Source organism: Actinomycetospora sp. (assembly GCF_036497245.1).
Lineage (GTDB): Bacteria > Actinomycetota > Actinomycetes > Mycobacteriales > Pseudonocardiaceae > Actinomycetospora.
This window is the reverse complement of the sequence record NZ_DASXJS010000254.1, coordinates 1-18,141: the sequence shown is the minus strand read 5'-3', so window position 1 is coordinate 18,141 and position 18,141 is coordinate 1. Positions and strand designations below refer to the sequence as shown.

19 protein-coding genes are annotated in these 18,141 nt (G+C 72.9%); 14 read left to right on the top strand and 5 right to left on the bottom strand.

The genetic code is table 11. The annotated features are described in order from the left end of the window. Positions 1–354: acyl-CoA dehydrogenase family protein (locus tag VGI02_RS26325; RefSeq protein WP_331632554.1), on the top strand; the 354-nt coding region annotated here is incomplete at its 5' end. A 22-nt stretch (positions 355–376) separates the two neighbouring features. Here VGI02_RS26325 and VGI02_RS26320 read toward each other — a convergent pair. Then, positions 377–1,195, bottom strand: coding sequence for a DUF1707 SHOCT-like domain-containing protein (locus VGI02_RS26320; RefSeq protein WP_331632552.1), 819 nt, complete (start codon positions 1,193–1,195; stop codon positions 377–379). Between the two features lie 289 nt (positions 1,196–1,484). Between VGI02_RS26320 and VGI02_RS26315 the strand changes: the two genes are divergently transcribed. Continuing rightward, positions 1,485–1,799 carry a hypothetical protein gene (locus tag VGI02_RS26315; RefSeq protein ID WP_331632550.1) on the top strand — a complete coding sequence of 105 codons (315 nt, stop codon included), beginning with the start codon at positions 1,485–1,487 and terminating at the stop codon, positions 1,797–1,799. A gap of 2 nt (positions 1,800–1,801) precedes the next feature. On the opposite strand, the gene VGI02_RS26310 is transcribed toward VGI02_RS26315, so the two are convergent. Continuing rightward, entirely contained in the window at positions 1,802–3,136 is a 1,335-nt protein-coding gene (locus VGI02_RS26310; RefSeq protein ID WP_331632548.1) for a cytochrome P450, read from the bottom strand. 86 nt (positions 3,137–3,222) lie between these two features. Here VGI02_RS26310 and VGI02_RS26305 point away from each other — a divergent pair, with 86 nt between their 5' ends. The 4 genes from VGI02_RS26305 (at position 3,223) to VGI02_RS26290 (ending at position 9,163) form a co-directional block, all read left to right on the top strand. Further along, on the top strand, positions 3,223–3,627 hold the full coding sequence (locus VGI02_RS26305; RefSeq protein WP_331632546.1) for an SRPBCC family protein: 405 nt from the start codon (positions 3,223–3,225) through the stop codon (positions 3,625–3,627). A 38-nt stretch (positions 3,628–3,665) separates the two neighbouring features. Continuing rightward, positions 3,666–4,178 carry a metallophosphoesterase family protein gene (locus tag VGI02_RS26300; RefSeq protein WP_331632555.1) on the top strand — a complete coding sequence of 171 codons (513 nt, stop codon included), beginning with the start codon at positions 3,666–3,668 and terminating at the stop codon, positions 4,176–4,178. A gap of 334 nt (positions 4,179–4,512) precedes the next feature. Beyond that, the gene (locus VGI02_RS26295; protein ID WP_331632544.1) at positions 4,513–7,938 is read left to right on the top strand and encodes a glycosyltransferase family 2 protein; all 3,426 of its coding nucleotides are present in this window, start codon (positions 4,513–4,515) and stop codon (positions 7,936–7,938) included. 220 nt (positions 7,939–8,158) lie between these two features. Then, positions 8,159–9,163 carry a glycoside hydrolase family 6 protein gene (locus tag VGI02_RS26290; RefSeq protein ID WP_331632542.1) on the top strand — a complete coding sequence of 335 codons (1,005 nt, stop codon included), beginning with the start codon at positions 8,159–8,161 and terminating at the stop codon, positions 9,161–9,163. A gap of 73 nt (positions 9,164–9,236) precedes the next feature. Here the strand turns inward: VGI02_RS26290 and VGI02_RS26285 are convergent, their stop codons facing one another. Genes VGI02_RS26285 through VGI02_RS26275 form a run of 3 tightly spaced genes read right to left on the bottom strand, consistent with a single transcriptional unit; the run spans position 9,237 to position 11,238 of the window. Then, positions 9,237–10,100, bottom strand: a complete 864-nt coding sequence (locus tag VGI02_RS26285) for an NAD(P)-dependent oxidoreductase (RefSeq protein ID WP_331632540.1) — start codon at positions 10,098–10,100, stop codon at positions 9,237–9,239. Positions 10,101–10,141: 41 nt separating this feature from the next. Beyond that, complete coding sequence (locus VGI02_RS26280) at positions 10,142–10,705, bottom strand: peroxidase-related enzyme (RefSeq protein WP_331632538.1); 564 nt, start codon at positions 10,703–10,705, stop codon at positions 10,142–10,144. A gap of 20 nt (positions 10,706–10,725) precedes the next feature. Beyond that, complete coding sequence (locus tag VGI02_RS26275; protein ID WP_331632537.1) at positions 10,726–11,238, bottom strand: hypothetical protein; 513 nt, start codon at positions 11,236–11,238, stop codon at positions 10,726–10,728. 173 nt (positions 11,239–11,411) lie between these two features. On the opposite strand from VGI02_RS26275, the gene VGI02_RS26270 reads away from it, so the two are divergent. The 8 genes from VGI02_RS26270 to VGI02_RS26235 all read left to right on the top strand — a co-directional run. After that, a complete protein-coding gene (locus tag VGI02_RS26270; RefSeq protein ID WP_331632535.1) occupies positions 11,412–11,750 on the top strand; it encodes a DUF3024 domain-containing protein in 339 nt (112 codons plus the stop codon). Further along, entirely contained in the window at positions 11,747–12,481 is a 735-nt protein-coding gene (locus VGI02_RS26265; protein ID WP_331632533.1) for an NUDIX hydrolase, read from the top strand. Before VGI02_RS26270 ends, VGI02_RS26265 begins: the two co-directional genes overlap by 4 nt. Positions 12,482–12,604: 123 nt before the next feature. Continuing rightward, positions 12,605–14,194, top strand: coding sequence for an asparagine synthase (glutamine-hydrolyzing) (asnB, locus tag VGI02_RS26260; protein ID WP_331632531.1), 1,590 nt, complete (start codon positions 12,605–12,607; stop codon positions 14,192–14,194). Between the two features lie 62 nt (positions 14,195–14,256). After that, positions 14,257–15,090, top strand: coding sequence for an aldo/keto reductase (locus VGI02_RS26255; RefSeq protein ID WP_331632529.1), 834 nt, complete (start codon positions 14,257–14,259; stop codon positions 15,088–15,090). Positions 15,091–15,200: 110 nt separating this feature from the next. Then, positions 15,201–15,842 (top strand): TenA family protein, encoded by a 642-nt coding sequence (locus VGI02_RS26250; RefSeq protein WP_331632527.1) that lies wholly within the window; start codon positions 15,201–15,203, stop codon positions 15,840–15,842. 149 nt (positions 15,843–15,991) lie between these two features. After that, positions 15,992–16,285, top strand: coding sequence for an FmdB family zinc ribbon protein (locus VGI02_RS26245; protein ID WP_331632525.1), 294 nt, complete (start codon positions 15,992–15,994; stop codon positions 16,283–16,285). A 33-nt stretch (positions 16,286–16,318) separates the two neighbouring features. Then, positions 16,319–17,566 carry a formamidase gene (gene fmdA, locus VGI02_RS26240; RefSeq protein ID WP_331632523.1) on the top strand — a complete coding sequence of 416 codons (1,248 nt, stop codon included), beginning with the start codon at positions 16,319–16,321 and terminating at the stop codon, positions 17,564–17,566. A gap of 139 nt (positions 17,567–17,705) precedes the next feature. Then, positions 17,706–18,141, top strand: a 436-nt coding sequence (locus VGI02_RS26235; RefSeq protein WP_331632521.1) for a hypothetical protein, incomplete at its 3' end; no start/stop codon positions are given.

Here is an 18,141-nt window from a genome sequence, read left to right as displayed (position 1 = left end):
CGCCACCAGTTCGGCCGGCCGCTCGCGAGCTTCCAGATCGTCCAGGAGCGCCTCGTCCGGATGCTGGCGGAGCTGACCGGCATGCAGCTCTACTGCATGCAGATCGCGCACCTCGCTCAGGACGGCCGAGCGGGTCCCACCATCGCCGGGCTCGCCAAGATGAACAACACGCGCAAGGCCCGCTGGATCCTCGCCGAGGCCCGCGACCTGCTCGGCGGCAATGGCATCCTGCTCGACAACCACGTGATGCGGCACATGGCCGACATCGAGTCGGTGCACACCTTCGAGGGCACCGAGACGATGCAGACGTTGATCGTGGGCCGGGAGATCACCGGCTACGGCGCCTTCACCTGATCGCCGGGTCAGGCGTGTTCGCTCAGTTCTTCCACCACTTCGGCCCTTTCACCTCGACGGAGCCGAACGCGACCTTCCCGGTCACGACGACGTGCGGCCGGCCGGTCGCCCGGCCGTTGCGACGCTTGTCCTCGACGCTGCCCGCCGTCGCGCTGACGGCGTCGAGGGAGGCACTCGCGGTGTCGGGCAGACGCAGCTCGACCGAGCCCATCGTCATGTCGACGTCGATCTCGACGACCTCGTGGTCGATGACCGCCTCGGTCAGGTCGAGCTCCGCCGAGCCCATCCACCCCTCGATCTCCAGCCGTCGCGGGACCGCCCACGGCCCGGAGCGCTTGATCGAACCCAGGGTGGCGTGCAGGGCGACGGTGCCGCTCGTGTCCCCCGCCGCGTAGGCGGTGCGGGTGTCGTCGGCCGGCGCGCTCGCGGTGCGGGGGCGCGACTCGGCGGCGGTCCGGGCCCGGGCCCGGTCCGGGTGCTCGAGGGGCAGGTCGACGACCAGCCCGTTGAGGTCGCGGCGGGTCCTCGCGGTCGTGGCGAGTCCCGACCGACGGTCGAACTCGAGGGTGTCGAGCAGGCCGCGCGACACCGCTGCCTGGAGCAGCCCGACGACGTGCTCGCGGTCGTCGTGGTCGACCGGGAGGTCGGCGGGTGAGGGCGGCAGATCGCCCGGCCGGGCGGTGGACCCCGCGGGTCCCGACGGCGAGGACGGCGCGTCCTGCGGCTCGGCGGCGTTCTCCGCGGAGGCGGACGGCGCGACGGTCTCGGCCGGGGCGGAGCCCGGACCATCGGTGGTGGGGGACGGGGTGGGGGCCTGCTCGGGCCGCTCCTGGTCGGTCATGGGCCCAGCCTGCCGCCGCGGAACTCGTCGGACCTCCGGGTCGGACCCTGAACTCCACCCCGAGCCACGCGACGGTGCACCGGGGTCGTCGCGCGGCGCATCCCCTCGTCTATGACCGTCTAGGACAGCGCCGATACGACCCCAGACACCCCGAGATGCCGTGGGTGGACCGGATCGGCACGACCCTCCGTGATTCTGGTAACAGATTCGGGCGGATACCGATGACTCAGATGACCCGTTCGGCCCAGCGCGCTGACCACTCTGGTCGGTGACCTCGAGGAGCACGTCGATGACCATCTCTGCCGACCCCGCAGTGCCGTCCCGTCCACTCCCGCGACCGCGCCGGTCACCGGAGGCCCGCCCGGCGGTCTCCCCGCGCGACCGCGCCGTCCTCCTCGCCGTCGCGGCGGGCCGCGCCACCGTGAGCAGCGATCCGGGTGGCGCCCTGCTGATCGACGGTCAGCCCTGCTCCGACCAGTTCGCCGGGCGGCGTCTCGTCCGCGCGGGCCTGATGAGGCTCGTCGCCGAGCCGCCGGGGCGTCCCAGCACGACGGTGCTGACCGCCGCCGCGATCGCGCTGCTCGGCCTGCCGATCAGCGTCTGAGATCAGCCGACGTTGGAGGCGGCGGCCTCGCGGCGCGCCGGTCCGGTGGAGACCGGCATCGCCTCGTAGCCGCGCAGGATGCGCGTCGGCCTGCGGCGCGCCTCCCCGGCGGGGGCGAGGTCCGGGTAGCGCTCGAACAGCGCCCGGAGCGCGACCTCGCCCTCCATCCGGGCGAGCGCCGCCCCGAGGCAGAAGTGGATGCCGCTGGAGAAGGCCACGTGCTCGCGGGCGTTCGGGCGGCCGACGTCGAACACGTCCGGGTCGGTGAACACGTCCGGGTCGCGGTTCGCGCCCGCCAGGATCGTCACGACCAGCGCGCCCTCGGGGATCTCGCGGCCCGCAACCTCCGTGTCCCGCCGGGCCCGGCGCGCCGTGCGGGACACCGGCGACTCCACCCGGAGCACCTCGTCGACGGCGGTCGGCCACAGGGACGGGTCCGCGGCGAGGCGGTCGCGCTGGTCGGGGTGGTCGAAGAGCAACCGGGTGCCGTTGGCGACGAGGTTCACCGTCGTCTCGAAGCCCGCGGCGAGCACGAGCAGCGCCGTGGAGACCAGTTCGTGCTCGGTCAGCCCGGTCCCGTCGTCGTCGGCGACCGTGACCAGCTGGGAGAGCAGGTCGTCGCCGGGGTCGGCACGCAACCGGCGCAGGTGCTCGCTCATCCACCCGTGCAGGGCGGCGACGTTCGTCTGCACGAGCGACCAGCGGTCGCGCGGGAGACCGAGGTCGAGTGACGCCGCGGCGCCGTCGCCCCAGGCGAGGAACTGTTCGCGCATCGTCGTGGGCACGCCGAGCATCTCGGAGATCACGGTGACCGGGAGCAGGCTCGCGTAGCGCGTCACGAGGTCGACCGGTGTCCCGTCCCGGGTCGGCAGGGAGTCGAGCAGGTCGGCCGCGATCTCCTCGGTGCGCCCCCGCAGCGCCGCGACCCGCCGCGCGGTGAAGGCGCGCGTCACCAGGCGGCGGTAGCGGGTGTGGTCCGGGGCGTCGACGGCGAGCATCGAGGGCGGGTCGATCGGGCCGGGGTACGGGGGCGGGCCGGCGAGGCGCAGGGCGAGCCGCACCGCGGCGGGCATCGCCGCGTCCCGGTCGGCCACGCCGAAGTCCTCGCTGCGCAGCACCTCGGTGCAGACGTCGTGGTGCACGCTGACGCGCGAGAACGCCCCGCGGGCGAACGGCCGGTTCTCGCGCAGCCGTTCGTAGTGGGCGAAGGGATCGCCCTGCAGATCGGGGTCGAGCAGCAGCGCGGCGTCCGGGTTGCCGTGGCGCGCCTCGCGCCGGATCGCCGCCCGCATCAGCCCGTGCGTGGCCGCCCAGCGCATCGTGGCGCGCACCGCCATGGTCCACCTCCTGCTCGATTGGTACGACACTGTACCGATCGCGCCGGTCATGCGTCGAGTCGCGAGCGACGGGTACTCCCGACCCTGTGCGCACCGCCGTCTCCGCCCGCGGGCCCGTCGCTCCCGACGAGGCCTGGGAGCGCTACGCCGACCTCGACCGGTGGCCCGGCTGGGCGCCCCAGATCACCGGCGTGACCGCGCCGCGTCGCCGCCTGGAGCCGGGGCTGGCGGGGACCGTCCGGGCGGTGGGGGTGGTGCGGGTCCCCTTCGAGGTGCTCGCCGTGGACGAGGCCGCCCGCACGTGGTCGTGGCGGGTCCGGGTGGGTCCGGTCGGGCTGGTGCTCCACCACGGTGTCGAGGCCGACGGCGACGGCACCCGGACCTGGCTGGTCACCGAGGGCCCGGCGTTCGTGGTCGCGCTCTACACCCCGGTCGCGTTCGTCGCGCTGCACGCGCTCGTGGCCTCGCACGCGCGCGCGGGACGGAGCTGACCGCCGTGACCTCCGACGACGGCCTCCGACTCGTCCTCATGTCCGACACCCACCTGCCCGCCCGCGCCCGGGAGATCCCGGCTCCGGTCTGGGCGGCGGTCGACGCCGCGGACGTCGTCGTGCACGCCGGCGACTGGGTCGCCCCCGAGGTCCTCGACACGCTCGAGGCCCGGGCCGCGACGCTCGTCGCGTGCTGGGGCAACAACGACGGCGAGGCGCTCCGGGCCCGCCTGCCCGAGGTGGCCCGGACCGAGGTCGGTGGCCTGCGGCTCGCCGTCGTCCACGAGACCGGCGACGCGCGGGGACGCGACCGGCGTTGCGACGCGTGGTTCGGGCCGGACTCGGACGACCCCGTCGACGTCCTGGTGTTCGGCCACAGCCACGTGCCCTGGGACTCCACGACGCCGCGCGGGCTGCGGCTGCTCAACCCCGGCTCGCCCACCGACCGACGCCGTCAGCCCCGCTGCACGTTCATGACGGGCTCCGCGATCGGCGGGGCGCTGACGGTCGAGCGACACGACCTGCCGCTCCGGGTCCGCGCACGCTGCTGATCACCAGCTGTGAGCAGTCCGGGGCCCGGAAGAGCCCGCCACGTCCGTGTGACAACCGTCCCGCCCTGATTTCCGGAACGGGAGCAACGTCGGAGTGCTCCCGACCGTCCCCCTGCATGAGCACGGTCAGTGATGCCCGTACCGTTCAACCGTCGCGACGACGCCGGGGAACACCGACGGACGATCACGACGACATCACGACCAGGACACCGACGGGAGGACGGCGCTCGGCTCTGTGCCCGTACATCACGGGGACGGGGGACGACGCCACGACGACGAGGGGACGCACGGGAGTGACCCGTACGACCTCCTGCCATCGAGACGAAACGGCCCGATGACGCTTCTTGCCGAGAGACCTGCTGACGAGGTCGACGAGAACGAACTCGTCGTCGGTCGTCGCATCCAGGAGTTCTCGCAGCTGGCCGGCCCGGTCCGCGAGCTGGACGGCGACGGTCACGACTACCGGGTGTCCTACCGCGGGGTCGACGCGGTGCACGGACGCGGACGCGTCTGGCGCTCGCTCGCCATCGCGGCACTGAACTTCGTCTTCGAAGCGCTGTTCTTCACCTGGCTGCTCCACCCGGCGCACCGCCCCGCGGTGACGGGCCTCCCGATCGCGCAGTACGCGAACTGGGTGGTCATCGGCTCGATCGCCCTGATGGAGCTCCTGCGGCTCATCAACGTCTTCTCGCTGTCACTGGCCTCGGTGATCTCGCGCGACCCGGTCCCGGTCCCCCCTCAGTCGAACCAGCGGATCGCCTTCCTCACCACGATCGTCCCGAGCAAGGAGCCGATCGACGTCGTCCGCGGCACCCTGCAGGCGGCGCTGCGCATCCGCTACCAGGGGATCCTCGACGTCTGGATCCTCGACGAGGGTGACGACCCCGCCGTCCGGGCGATGTGTCGCGAGCTGGGGGTCAACCACTTCACCCGCAAGGGTGTCGACGACTACAACCGCAAGAAGGGCCCGTTCAAGGCGAAGACCAAGCACGGGAACTACAACGCGTGGGTCGCCGAGCACGGGGATTCCTACGAGATTTTCCTGTCGGTCGACCCGGATCACGTTCCGCTCCCGAACTACGCCGAACGCATTCTCGGCTACTTCCGGGACCCGGACGTCGCCTTCGTCGTCGGTCCGCAGTGCTACGCCAACGACGAGACGTTCGTGACGCGGGCCGCCGAGTCCCAGCAGTTCCCGTTCCACTCGCTCATCCAGCGGGCCGCGAACCGCTACAACGCCGCGATGCTGGTCGGGACGAACAACGCCCTGCGCATCAGTGCCCTCAAGGGTATCGGCGGTCTGTCGGACTCGGTCACCGAGGACATGGCGACCGGGCTGAAGTTTCACGCCCGCCGCAACCCGGAGACCAAGGCCCGCTGGAAGTCCGTCTACACCCCGGACGTCCTCGCGGTCGGCGAGGGCCCGTCCTCGTGGGGCGACTTCTTCAGCCAGCAGATGCGGTGGTCGCGGGGCACGTTCGAGGTGCTGCTCACCGAGTTCTGGAAGCGCCTGCCGATGCTCTCCCCGGGCCGCGCGCTGCACTACTGCCTGATCACGACGTTCTACCCGTCGATGGCGATCGGTTGGATCCTCGGCGCGGTCAACGCGGTGCTCTTCCTCGCCCTCGGCGTCCAGGGCGTCGTCGTCCCGGTCCAGCTGTGGCTGGCGCTCTACATCGACGCGACGGCCTTCCAGCTCTGGGTCTACCTGCGCAACCGGCGCTACAACGTCAGTCCCTACGAGGCCGAGGGCTCCTCGGGCGTCAAGGGCATGCTGATGTCGATCTTCGCGTCGCCGATCTTCGCGGCGTCGCTGGTCGCCACGCTGCTGCGGCTGCCCGCGAAGTTCGTCGTGACACCGAAGGGCCTGTCCTCCAGCGCCGACCACATCCTGACCTTCCGCCGCCACCTGCAGTGGGGGCTGGTGCTGGTCGCGGCCATCGTCACCTCGATCGTCATGGGCTACGCGAGCCCGGCCGTGCTGCTGTGGCCCGCGGTCGCGCTGCTCGCCTGCCTCGCGCCGCCGGCCCTGTGGATCATCGAGCGGGTCGTCGGCCGGCAGCCGGTGATCACGGCCGAGCCGCGCACCTCCGGCGGCCGGACCGGCATCACGACCGAGTCCCTCCAGCGCGCCGCGCTCGACGCGATGATCGCCGAGGGGCCTGCGTCCGCGCCGTTCCGCTCGCCGCTGGCCGACGCTCTGCCCGACGGCTGGGTCCGCACCGGGGTCGGCCACCCCGCCCCCGCGACCGTCGCGGTCAACGGGCACGACGCCCGCCCGACGGAGACCGTGCGGGCCGCTGGTCCCGGTCACCCCGACGGGCCTGCCCGCGGGCCCCGCGACGTCGGCTCGGGTGATCGTTACCGGTCCCTGCCCGCGGGCTGGGTGCGGGCCGAGGACGGCGCCGCGGAGACCGAGGTCCGCCGACAGGGTGCGCCGAGCCCCGGCCCCCGCGCGAACGGCCTGCGCCCGCGTCCCTCACCTCCGCGCGGCGAGTTCCGGCCGCAACCGGGCGCCCCCGGGACCCCGCCGGGTCCGTCGGTCGCGGCGGCCAACGGTCAGCCGGCCCCGTCCGGTCCGGCACAGCCGCCCGTGGGCCAGCCCGGCCCCGTGCAGCCCGGCCCCGTGCAGCCCGGCCCGGGTCAGCCTCCTGCCGGCCAGCCCGGCCCGGTGCAGCCCGGCGTGGGTCAGCCTCCCGCCGGCCAGCCCGGAGTCCGTCCCGCGGCAGCGGTCCCGTCGCCGACGAAGCGGCCCAGCCCGGGACCCCGTCCGGGCACGCCGCCCCGTCCCCAGCCGGCCGGCCCCGGCCGCGGGCAGACGCCTGCCGGACCGCCGCCCGGACCGGCCGTCGAGCGCCCGGCCGCCGACGCGGGTCGTCCGGTGCCGTCCGAGAACGCCGGCGAGCCCGGGCGTCCCCTCGAGGCCCCGCGTCCCGGCGAGCCCGGTCGCCCCGCTGAGGGCCCTCGTCCGGCCCAGCCCGGTCGCCCCGATCAGCCCGTCCGGCCCGTCGAGAACGGTCGTCCGGCACCGCGTCCCGACGCCCGACCCCGGCCGCGCCCCGACGCGGCGCCCGATCGTCCGGCGACGCCCGATCGTCCGGCGACGCCGCCGGAGGGGCGCCCGGAGCAGGCGGCTCCGGCCGCGGCGGTCCATCGCAACCAGATCGCGCCCCTGGAGCGTCGCTCCCGGACGGCGGCGAGCGGCCGCCCGGCCGACGGCACGGTGCCGGCGGACGGCACGGCTCCGGCCGACGGGACCGCGCCCGCGGACGCGGCTGCACCCGCGGCCGCCGACGCCGCGGTGCCGGCCAACGGGACGGCACCGGCGCCCGCCAACGGGATGGTCCCGCTCAACGGGACCGCGCCCGCGAACGGCACCGCACCGGCCAACGGCACGGCTCCGGCCAATGGGACCGTGCCCGCCAACGGCACGGTGCCCGCCGACGGCGCAGCACAGCCGTCGCCCTCGGCGGGGATCCCGGCCGCCGGCCGGCCCTTCCCGACGCCGACCGCACGCCCGCGGCCGACCCCGACTCCCACCCCGGCCCCGGCCCCGGTCGGGGAGAACGCCCTGGCCGCCGGCGACCGGCCGGCCCCGGACGGCGAGAGCGATGGGATGACCACCGCGGAGCGCTCGCTGCACGCCTCGACGGTCGCGGTCCGTGTCGTCGCGCTGGCGGCGGTCGCGCCCGCGGTCGCGGCGGGGCGCAGCGCCGCCCGGCGCTCCACGCGCGAGCCGGAGCAGACCGAGGTGAGCTGACCCGTCCGTGGAACGAGCGGCCTCGGAGCGATCCGTCGGACCCGCTCGTGCGAACGTCCACGTGGTGGTCGCAGGCCACCGGGAGCCCGGATCGGGCCGTGAGACCTCCGTGAGAACCGGGGTGCGAACGGGTCACATCGACCGGGATGGGACTCTTACCAGCGACGAGACCGGTCCCGTCGGGAACGGTCGCGAAGGACACCGGGGGTGGCTCGGAAGGATGTCGGCACGACGGAGGCGGATCGCCTCGGCGGCGCTCGCCGCGATGGCGGCGCTGACACTGGCCGGATGCTCGGGCGCCTCGCCCGAACAGCAGGGTCAGGCACCCGCGACGATCGTGCCTGCCGCGGCGTCGGAGTTCTGGGTGGACCCGGGCTCGACGGCGGCCAAGCAGGTCGAGCAGTGGCGCAAGGACGGTCGCACCGGAGATGCGGCAGAGCTGGAGAAGATCGCCCGCCAGCCGGTGGCGCACTGGATCGGCAGCGAGGGCAACACCACCGACGAGACCAAGGGCATCGTGTCGCAGGCCAAGGCCGCGGGACGGACCCCGGTGCTCGTCGCCTACAACATCCCGAACCGTGACTGCGGTCAGTACTCCTCGGGCGGCGCCCAGGACGACGACTCGTACCGCGGCTTCGTCCAGCAGATGGCCGACGGGATCGGCGGCGCCAAGTCCGTAGTCATCCTCGAGCCGGACGCACTCGCCCAGACGCTCTCGAAGTGCGAGGGCGAGCAGGGCGGCCGGGAGGCCCTGCTCTCGAGCGCGGTGAAGACGCTGAGCGGCGCGGGGGCCGAGGTCTACATCGACGCAGGCAACCCGGGCTTCGTCACCGACACCGGCCAGCTCGCCGACGGGCTGCGGAAGTCCGGGGTCGACCAGGCGGCCGGGTTCGCGCTCAACGTCTCGAACTTCCAGACCAACGACGCCGTCGAGGCCTACGGCAAGAAGGTCTCCGACGAGATCGGTGGCAAGAAGTTCGTCATCGACACCAGTCGGAACGGCAACGGGTCCTACAGCGGGCCTCAGCAGCCGACCTGGTGCAATCCTCCGGGACGTGCGCTGGGGACCCCGCCGACCCGGAAGACCGGTGACTCCCGCGTCGCCGCGTACCTCTGGATCAAGGAACCGGGCGACTCCGACGGCGATTGCCGTGGTTCCCCGAGCGCCGGGGACTTCATGCCCGACTACGCGCTCGGGCTCGCGAAGGCGGCCAAGAACTCCTGACCCGCTCCACCCGAGGGGAACCCCCGGTCGCTCCGTGCGGCCGGGGGTTCCCCTCCGGTGCGTCCGGGGTCGGTCAGGTCCGGTACGCGTGCACCACCGCGGACATGTCCTCCTCGCCGTGGCCTGCGGAGCTGGCCACCGCGAGCCGGTCGGCGATCGCGTCGGCCAGCGTGGTGTCGGTGCCCGCCTCGGCCATGGCGTCCCGGATGAGGTTCATGTCCTTGACGACGCCGTCGAGCTCGAACGACGGCGTGAAGTCGCCCTCGAGCATCGCCTTCCCCTTGAGCTGCACGTACGGCGAGTCGACGGCCTGACCCGACACCGCGTCGAGGAACTGCTGGGCATCCAGACCGAGCCCGCGCGCCAGGGCCACCGACTGCGCGGTGCCGTTCACCATCACCCCGATCCAGGCGTTCACCGCGAGCTTGAGCTTGCTGGCGTCACCGAGGGTCCCGCTCACCCACTGGGTCCGGGTGCTCATCGCGTCGAGGGCGGGCTGCACCCGCTCCTGCAGGGCGGCCGGGCCGGACGCGAGGATCACCAGCTTCCCGTTCTCGGCGGGCGCCTTCGTGCCGAGCACCGGGGCGTCGAGGACGTCGATCCCGTGCTCGGCGGCGAACGCCTCGACCCGCCGGGTCCCCTCGACGCCGACGGTGCTCGCCTGCATCCACACCGCGCCGTCGCGCATCGACCCGACGGCGTCGGCCATGACCGAGAGCACGGGCTCGATGTCGAAGAGCATGGTGACGACGACGTCGGCTCCGGTGACCGCCTCGGCGGCGCTCGCCGCGACCCTGGCGCCGTCGTCGCCCAACGGCTTCGCCTTCTCGGGGCTGCGGTTCCAGACGGTGACCTCGAGGCCCTCCCGGAGCAGGCTGCGGGCCATCCCCGCGCCCATGATCCCGGTGCCGAGCACTGCCACTGATGTCGATGCCATGGCGGTCGGTTACCCGCTGGGCGCCGCTGCGCTCGCCCCGGTCACCGTCCCATGCTGAAGAACTCCGCGTTCGGACGCAGAGCCGTCAGGTGCGCGAGCCGGTTGGACATCGCGAACAGGGCCGTGATCGACCCGACGTCCCAGATCTCGTCGTCGGACAGGCCCGCCTCGCGGGCGCCGTCGATGTCGTCCTCGGTGAACGACGCGGAGTCGACGGCGAGGGCCAGCGCGAGGTCGACGATCGCGCGGTGCCGCCCGGTGAGCTCGGCACCGTAGGGATTGGTCCCGACGTGGTCGGCCAGCTCCGGGTCCTTGCTGCGGACCCGCAGGATGGCCCCGTGGGCGACGATGCAGTAGGTGCAGTGGTTCGCCCCGGAGGTCGCGACGACGACGAGCTCGCGCTCGGCCTTCGAGAGTCCGTCGTTCGAGTCCATCAGGGCGTCGTGATAGTCGAGGAACGCCCGCAGCTCCCGCGGCCGCCGTCCCAGCGCACGGAAGATGTTGGGGACGAAGCCGGACTTCTCGGCGATCGCGCCGACCCGCTCGCGCAGGTCGTCGGGGAGGTCCGCGGGCTCGACGACGCCGAAACGGCTCACATCGCTCATGGCTCCGACCGTAGCGGGGGTCAGCCCGCCGGACGGAACACCACGTGGCAGCGCTGCTCGGTCACCGTCTTGATGTGTGCGACGGCCGGCTGGGACTGCTGCTCGAGCTTCGCGAGCTCGTCGCGGTCGATCTTCTTCGGGTCGCCCTTGGTGCCGGCGATGGACCCCAGCGCCTGCTCGGTGAGCCGCTGGACGGTCTGCCAGTCCCCGGTGAGCTCGGGCGGCGCGCTCGCCACGAGGTCGGCGACCTGCTTGCGCGCCGCCGCGCTCGCCGCCGTCACACCGCCCTGGCCGGCCTGCGGCGAGGCCTGCTGGGCCTGCGCCCGGGCGACCGCATCGCAGTAGGGCTTCGACGCAGCGTCCACGGTCGGCGGGGGCGAGGCGGGGGCCGAGGAGGGCGGCGCGGGCACGGTGGCGTCCCCGCCGCCGCAGGCCGAGAGCAGGATCCCGCCGGCGAGCACGAGGCCCGCGCACATCGCGGTCGTGACGCGCCGCCCCGGGCGTGTGCCCGTCGTCGCGGTGGTCGTCCCCATCGCCGGTGGCTCCCTCCTCGCCCGCGCCCGCGCGGCGGCGTCCGTCCCCCCGGATGCTGGCACTCCGCCCACCGAGGGCCCGGGGCGGGTCGCCCGCCCCGCCGGTGGTGGCGGGGGTGACGGGGGCCGGACAGACCTCCCGCGTCGGGAGCCGTCGTGTCACAGTGAGCGACATGCACGTGACGGACGAACATCGGGCGATCGTCCGACGGTGGTGCGCGGACCGCGTGCCCGCGTCCCAGCGCGACAGCGTGCAGATCTCCTACACCGAGCGGGCAGGGCGCATCACGCTCTCCTGCCGGCGGGCCCCCGTATTCCCCGAGCTGGCGACGGAGTGGTCGACCGCGCCGATCGCGCAGCTGCGCTACGACGCGCCCGATCAGCAATGGGTGCTGCTCTGGCCCGACTCCGGCGGTCGGTGGCACCGGTACCCCGACGAGTCGAAGGCCGCGTCGCCCGCTCCGCTGCTCGACATCGTCGACGCGGACCCGACCGGCATCTTCTGGGGGTGAGCTCCCCCTCGGAGGGAGCCGAGCGGAGCTCGACCATCGGAACCGGAGACCAAGCGGAGCGGAGCTCGACCATCGGGACCCAGCCGGACCTCCCCACGATCGCCGCGCGGGTCGCCGCGTTCTCCGCGGGTCACCGCCGGGACGTGGACCCCGAGGACCTCCCGCCCGTCCGTGGGCGGGACGGCACCGCGCGCCCGCCCCGGCGCGCCGCGGTCGCCGTCGTCGTCCTCTCCGACCCCGCCCGGGGCCCCGGCGTGCTGCTCACGCGCCGGACCTCCCAGCTGCGTGACCACCCCGGCCAGTTCGCGCTCCCCGGTGGCTCCGTGGACCCCGGCGAGGACACGGTCACCGCGGCCCGCCGCGAGCTGGACGAGGAGCTCGGCCTGGCGCTCGGCGCCGACTGCGTGGCGGGGATCCTCGACGACTACCCGACGCGCTCGGGCTTCGTCATCACCCCGGTCGTGATGACGGTCGATGCGCGGCTGGAAGAGCTGACGCCGTCGCCGGACGAGGTGGAGCAGATCTTCCACGTCACGCTCGACGAGCTCGACGTCGAGCCGTACTACCTCGAGATCCCGGAGTCGGACCGCCCGGTGATCCAGCTACCGATCGTCGGACACCGGGTGCACGCGCCGACGGCGGCGGTCCTGCTGCAGTTCCGCGAGGTCGCGCTGCGCGCTCGGCCGACCCGGGTGGACGGTCTGGAGCAACCGGTCTTCGCCTGGCGGTGACGTGCCATCGTGATCGACCTCTGGACCGTTAACGAGCCGTGACGAGCGCCCCGATCCGATGCGAGTGCACAGCACGTCGTGGTTGTCTGATAAGGCACCCTGACGAAGGAAGTGTGACCACACGTGTGCGGAATCGTCGCTGCTTACGGTGACATCGACCCGGACAAGTGCGAGCGCATGCTCGCGCGCATCAACCACCGCGGACCTGACGACTCGGGTCGGGTCCAGCTCGAGAGGGCGTGGCTCGGCCACCAGCGTCTCTCGATCATGGACGTGACCGGGGGCAAGCAGCCGATCGCGGACGAGACCGAGTCGGCGTACGTCGTCGGCAACGGGGAGATCTACAACCACGAGGACATCCGGGACACGCTCTCCGAGGTCCGGTTCGCGACCGACTCCGACACCGAGTCCGCGTTCCGCCTGGTGCTGCGCGACGGCTCGGCGGCGCTGTACGAGGTGCGCGGCATGTTCGCGCTCGCGATGGCCCACACCGACGGTCACGGCGTCGTGGCGCGCGACCCCATCGGCATCAAGCCGCTGTACTGGGCGCGCCTGGGCGGTGTCACCCTCTTCGCCAGCGAGCTGCGCGCCTTCGACGAGGAGGACCAGCCGAAGGTCGAGGCGTTCCCTCCCGGATACGTCTGGAGCCCGGGCCTCCCGGGGGCTGCCGGGGCGAGCGGAGCGACGGGGATGGCCCACGTCGCCGACGGCTCCATGGTCCGTTTCGCCGACGCCGTGCCGGTGCAGGTCCGCCCGGCGCGCTACGCCCCGGACAAGTCCTGGGACGAGGCCGTGCTCTCGCAGGTGCGGATGGTGCTGTCCGACTCGGTACGCCGTCACATGATGAGCGACGTCCCCGTCGGGGTCTTCCTCTCCGGCGGCCTCGACTCCGCGATCGTCGCCGCCGTGGCGGCGAAGGTCGCCGACGCCAAGGGCGAGCGGCTCCCGACGTTCGCCGTGGGCACCGAGGGCAGTGCCGACCTGCTCGCCGCGCGGGCGGTCGCCGAGTATCTCGGCACCGAGCACCACGAGATCATCCCGACGGCGGAGGACCTCGAGGAGGCCCTCGACGAGGCCGTGACGGTCATCGAGCACTTCGACCCGGCCCTGGTGCGCTCGGCGGTGCCGAACCTGCTGCTGGCGCGCGAGGCCGTGAAGCACGTCAAGGTGGTGCTCACCGGCGAGGGCGCCGACGAGCTCTTCGCCGGCTACAGCTACGTCCACGAGGACCCGGCCTTCTCGACGCCGGACGCCCTGCAGGCGGAGCTGGTGCGCTCCATCGAGACGCTGCACGAGCTCAACCTGCAGCGCTGCGACCGCACCACCATGAACTACGGCCTCGAGGCGCGCGTGCCGTTCCTCGACGCCACGGTGATGGAGGAGATGCTCGCCATCCCCGCCGAGTGGAAGCTCATGGGCGAGGGCCGCACCGAGAAGCAGCTGCTGCGGGAGGCGTTCCAGGACATGGTCCTCGACGACATCCTCTGGCGCGGCAAGGAGCAGTTCGGCGACGGCTCGGGCGCGGGCGAGGTGCTCGCCGAGCTCGTCGAGAAGGAGAAGGCCAAGGAGGGCGCGCAGGGGGCCGAGGCACCCGTCGTCGAGGACGGCTGGGACCTGCGCAGCGACGAGGAGATCGCCTACTACCGGACCTGGTTCCGGACCTTCTCGGGCGTGAAGCCCAACCAGACGCTCGGCGCCTTCGCGACGGCGTGATGACGGGCCCGGGTCGTCGGCGCCACAGGTTGAGCGTTCGACGGCCCGGGTAGCCGTTTCGCATGAGCAACAACGTTCCCGGCATCAAGCTCAACAGCGGAGCCACCATCCCGCAGCTCGGGTTCGGTGTGTTCCAGATCGACCGGCAGGACACGGCGAAGACCGTGGGGACCGCTCTGGAGATCGGCTACCGCCACATCGACACGGCCCAGATGTACGGCAACGAGGCCGAGGTCGGCGAGGCCATCGCGACGTCGGGCCTGGCGCGCGACGAGCTCTTCGTCACCACGAAGTGCAACAACGCCAACCACGGGCAGGACGACGCGCAGCGCGCCCTCGACGAGAGCCTCACCAAGCTCGGCCTCGACTACGTGGACCTCTACCTCGTCCACTGGCCGCTTCCGGGCAAGGACCTCTACGTGCCGACGTGGAAGGGCTTCGAGCAGGCGGCGAAGGACGGGAAGACCCGGTCCATCGGCGTCTCGAACTTCCAGTCCCACCACCTCGACCGGCTCGCGCAGGAGACCTCGACGGTCCCCGCGGTGAACCAGATCGAGATCCACCCGCACATGCAGCAGCAGGCCATGCGCGACTACGACGAGCGGCACGGCATCGCCACCGAGGCCTGGAGCCCGATCGGCCAGGGCAAGGGCGTGCTCGACGAGCCGGTGCTCGGCAAGATCGCCGCGGCGCACGGGAAGACCGCCGCGCAGGTGACGCTGCGCTGGCACGTCCAGCTCGGCAACATCGTCTTCCCGAAGTCGGTGACCCCGGAGCGCATCCGGGAGAACTTCGAGATCTTCGACTTCTCGCTGACCGACGACGAGATGTCCGCCGTCGCCGGGTTGGAGAAGGGGCAGCGTGTCGGGCCCGACCCCGACACGTTCGACCGCTGATCCCGGTTCCGCAGCTCCGAGCCATCCCGGTCGCGCTCCCTCGAGAGGTGTCAGCGATGCGGCACCGCTGACGCTGAACGTCAGCAGCTCCACATCGTCGAGAGGAACGCGTGCCCTTCTCCGAGGATCTCCGCGCGGCGAACGCCGAGACCTGGGACGCGGCCGTCGGCCACCGGTTCGTCGACGAGCTGTGGGCGGGCACCGTCGACGACGCGGTCCTGGCCCGCTACCTCACCCAGGATCTGCAGTTCCTCGACGGCTTCGTGGCCCTGCTGGGCGCGGCGGTGGCGACCGCCGACCTCCCCGCGCCCCGCATGGTCCTGGCACGCCAGCTCGGGCTGGTGGCCGGCGACGAGAACGACTTCTTCGACCGGGCCCTCGACCGGCTCGGGGTGACCGGCTCCGCCCGCCGGTCGCCCGCGCTGCTCCCGCCCACGCGCGGCTTCCGGGAGCTGATGGACGGGGCACGCCTCGCCGGCGACTACGGGGTGGTGCTCTCGGTCCTCCTCGTCGCCGAGTGGCTCTACGCCGACTGGGCCGCCCGGGACGCACCGACGCCTCCCGACCGGATGCACGCCGAGTGGATCGACCTGCACCGCGGCCCCGCGTTCACCGCGTGGGTGGCGACGCTGCGGGCGGAGACCGACCGGGTCGGTGACGAGGTCGGGCCGGGCGGCCGCGCGCGGATGGCCGAGGCCTTCGAGCGTGCGGTGGCGCTGGAGGCGGCCTTCTTCGACGCGGCCTACGGCTGAACGGCTCGCGGTGTCCCGCTCATGTCTTGCCGGCCCGAGGCGACCGGGTTCGCCCGGGTAACTGTCTCGTGACGGGGGCGGGTGGCCGATTGATGGACGTTCCCGGGCGTGCTTCCCTTCGACGAGCCCGTGTTCCGGAGGGGGGAGCCGTGCCGACCTACGCGTTCCGCTGCCCGGCCTGCGGACCGTTCGACGCGCGCCTCGCGATGAGCGCGCTCACCGACTCCACGACCTGTCCGGACTGCGGCGGCGACGCCCCGCGCGGGATCACCGCGCCCGGCCTCAACACCGGCGGTGACGCCCACCGGATCGCGGCTGCCCACGAACGCTCGGCCCATGCCCCCGACGTCGTGCACGCGATCCCGTCCGGGCGCGCGCCCGGGGCACCGCCACCCCGCCCGACGACGACCGACCCCCGACACGGCCGCTTGCCACGCCCGTAGCGCCGACCACCCCCGCGCCGAAGGAGCTCACCCGTGCCCGACGTCATCTTCGGTGTGGATCAGTCCAAGCCCTTCCGCGAGCAGGATCTCGTCGGGCACAACCGTTGGCACCCCGACATCCCCGCCGTCGCCACGGTGAAGCCCGGGGACAGCTTCCGGGTCGAGTCGAAGGAGTGGTTCGACGGCGCCATCGTCAACACCGACGACGCGAACGACGTCCGCGACTGCGACCTGTCGACGGTCCACATGCTCTCCGGTCCGTTCGCCGTGGAGGGCGCCCAGCCGGGCGACCTGCTGGTCGTCGACATCCTCGACGTCGGGCCGGTGCCACAGGAGACGGGCCCCGTCGCCGGTCAGGGCTGGGGCTACACCGGGCTGTTCGCGAAGACCAACGGCGGCGGGTTCCTCACCGACTGGTTCCCCGACTCGTACAAGGCGATCTGGGACTTCACCGGGCAGAAGGCGACCAGCCGCCACGTCCCGGGCGTCGAGTTCACCGGCATCATCCATCCCGGCCTCATGGGCACCGCCCCGAGCGCGGGCCTGCTGCAGACCTGGAACGCCCGCGAGGCCGCGCTCATCGCCACCGACCCCGACCGGGTGCCGCCGCTCGCGCTCCCGCCGGAACCGCACAACGCCCTCCTGGGCAGCCTCACCGGAGACGCCTTCACCAGCGCCGCGGCCGAGGCGTGCCGCACCGCACCGCCCCGGGACAACGGCGGCAACCAGGACATCAAGAACCTGTCCAAGGGCAGCCGGATCTTCTACCCGGTGTTCGTCGACGGGGCGAAGCTCTCCCTCGGCGACCTGCACTTCTCCCAGGGCGACGGTGAGATCACCTTCTGCGGCGCGATCGAGATGGGTGGCTACATCGACCTGCACGTCGAGGTGATCAAGGGTGGCATGGAGACCTACGGCGTCTCCACGAACCCGATCTTCATGCCCGGGAACGTCGAACCGCACTACTCCGAGTTCCTGACGTTCGTCGGCTTCAGCGTCGACCCGCGGGACGGATCGCAGCACTACCTCGACACCACGCTCGCGTATCAGAACGCCTGCCTGAACGCGATCGAGTACTTCTCGAAGTTCGGGTGGACCAAGGAGCAGGCCTACCTGATGCTCGGCGCGGCGCCGGTCGAGGGCCGGATGTCCGGGGTCGTCGACGTCCCGAACTCGTGCGCGACGCTCTACGTCCCGACCGCGATGTTCGAGATCGACGTCCGCCCGAGCGCGGCCGGCCCGACGTGGGTCGACCGCGGACAGTGCGCGGTCAGTACCTGACCGGTCCGGCAGACGCGCATCGGACCCGCCGCCGTGCGGTGGCGGGCCGGGCGTCCCCCCGTCGGATAGCAGATGGGGCGCAATGTGACTGTGTACGGCGGAGTGTGCCGACGGAGGCGGGACCCTAGCGTCGGGTCCGATGACAGACACGAGCACCACCACGCGCCCGACCGCCCGTGACATGACCGGAAAGATGATGGCCGACGCCGCCCGGCGCATGCTCCCCGTGATCGCGGGCAAGGTCCTCACGGCGGTCGCGGACCGCGCCGTGGAGGGCATCGAAGGGCTCGCCGACCGGCTGGAGGATCTCGGAACTCCGGCCGAGGACGCCGACCGTGACCCCGACGGGCGGGATGCGGACGCCGGCGGTTCCGGAGGTCGCATGGGCGCGGTACTCGCCTTCCTGACCGAGCAGACCAAGATCGTGCTGCGGTTCCTGGCGCGGCTCGCGGCGCAGGCGGCCGAGATGCTGCGCCGGGCCACCGACCGGCTGCGCGCACGGCGCGCCCCGGAAGGGATCGACGAGGCGCCCGCGCCGGAGGAGATCAGCGCGCCCGAGGATCTCGACGACGGCT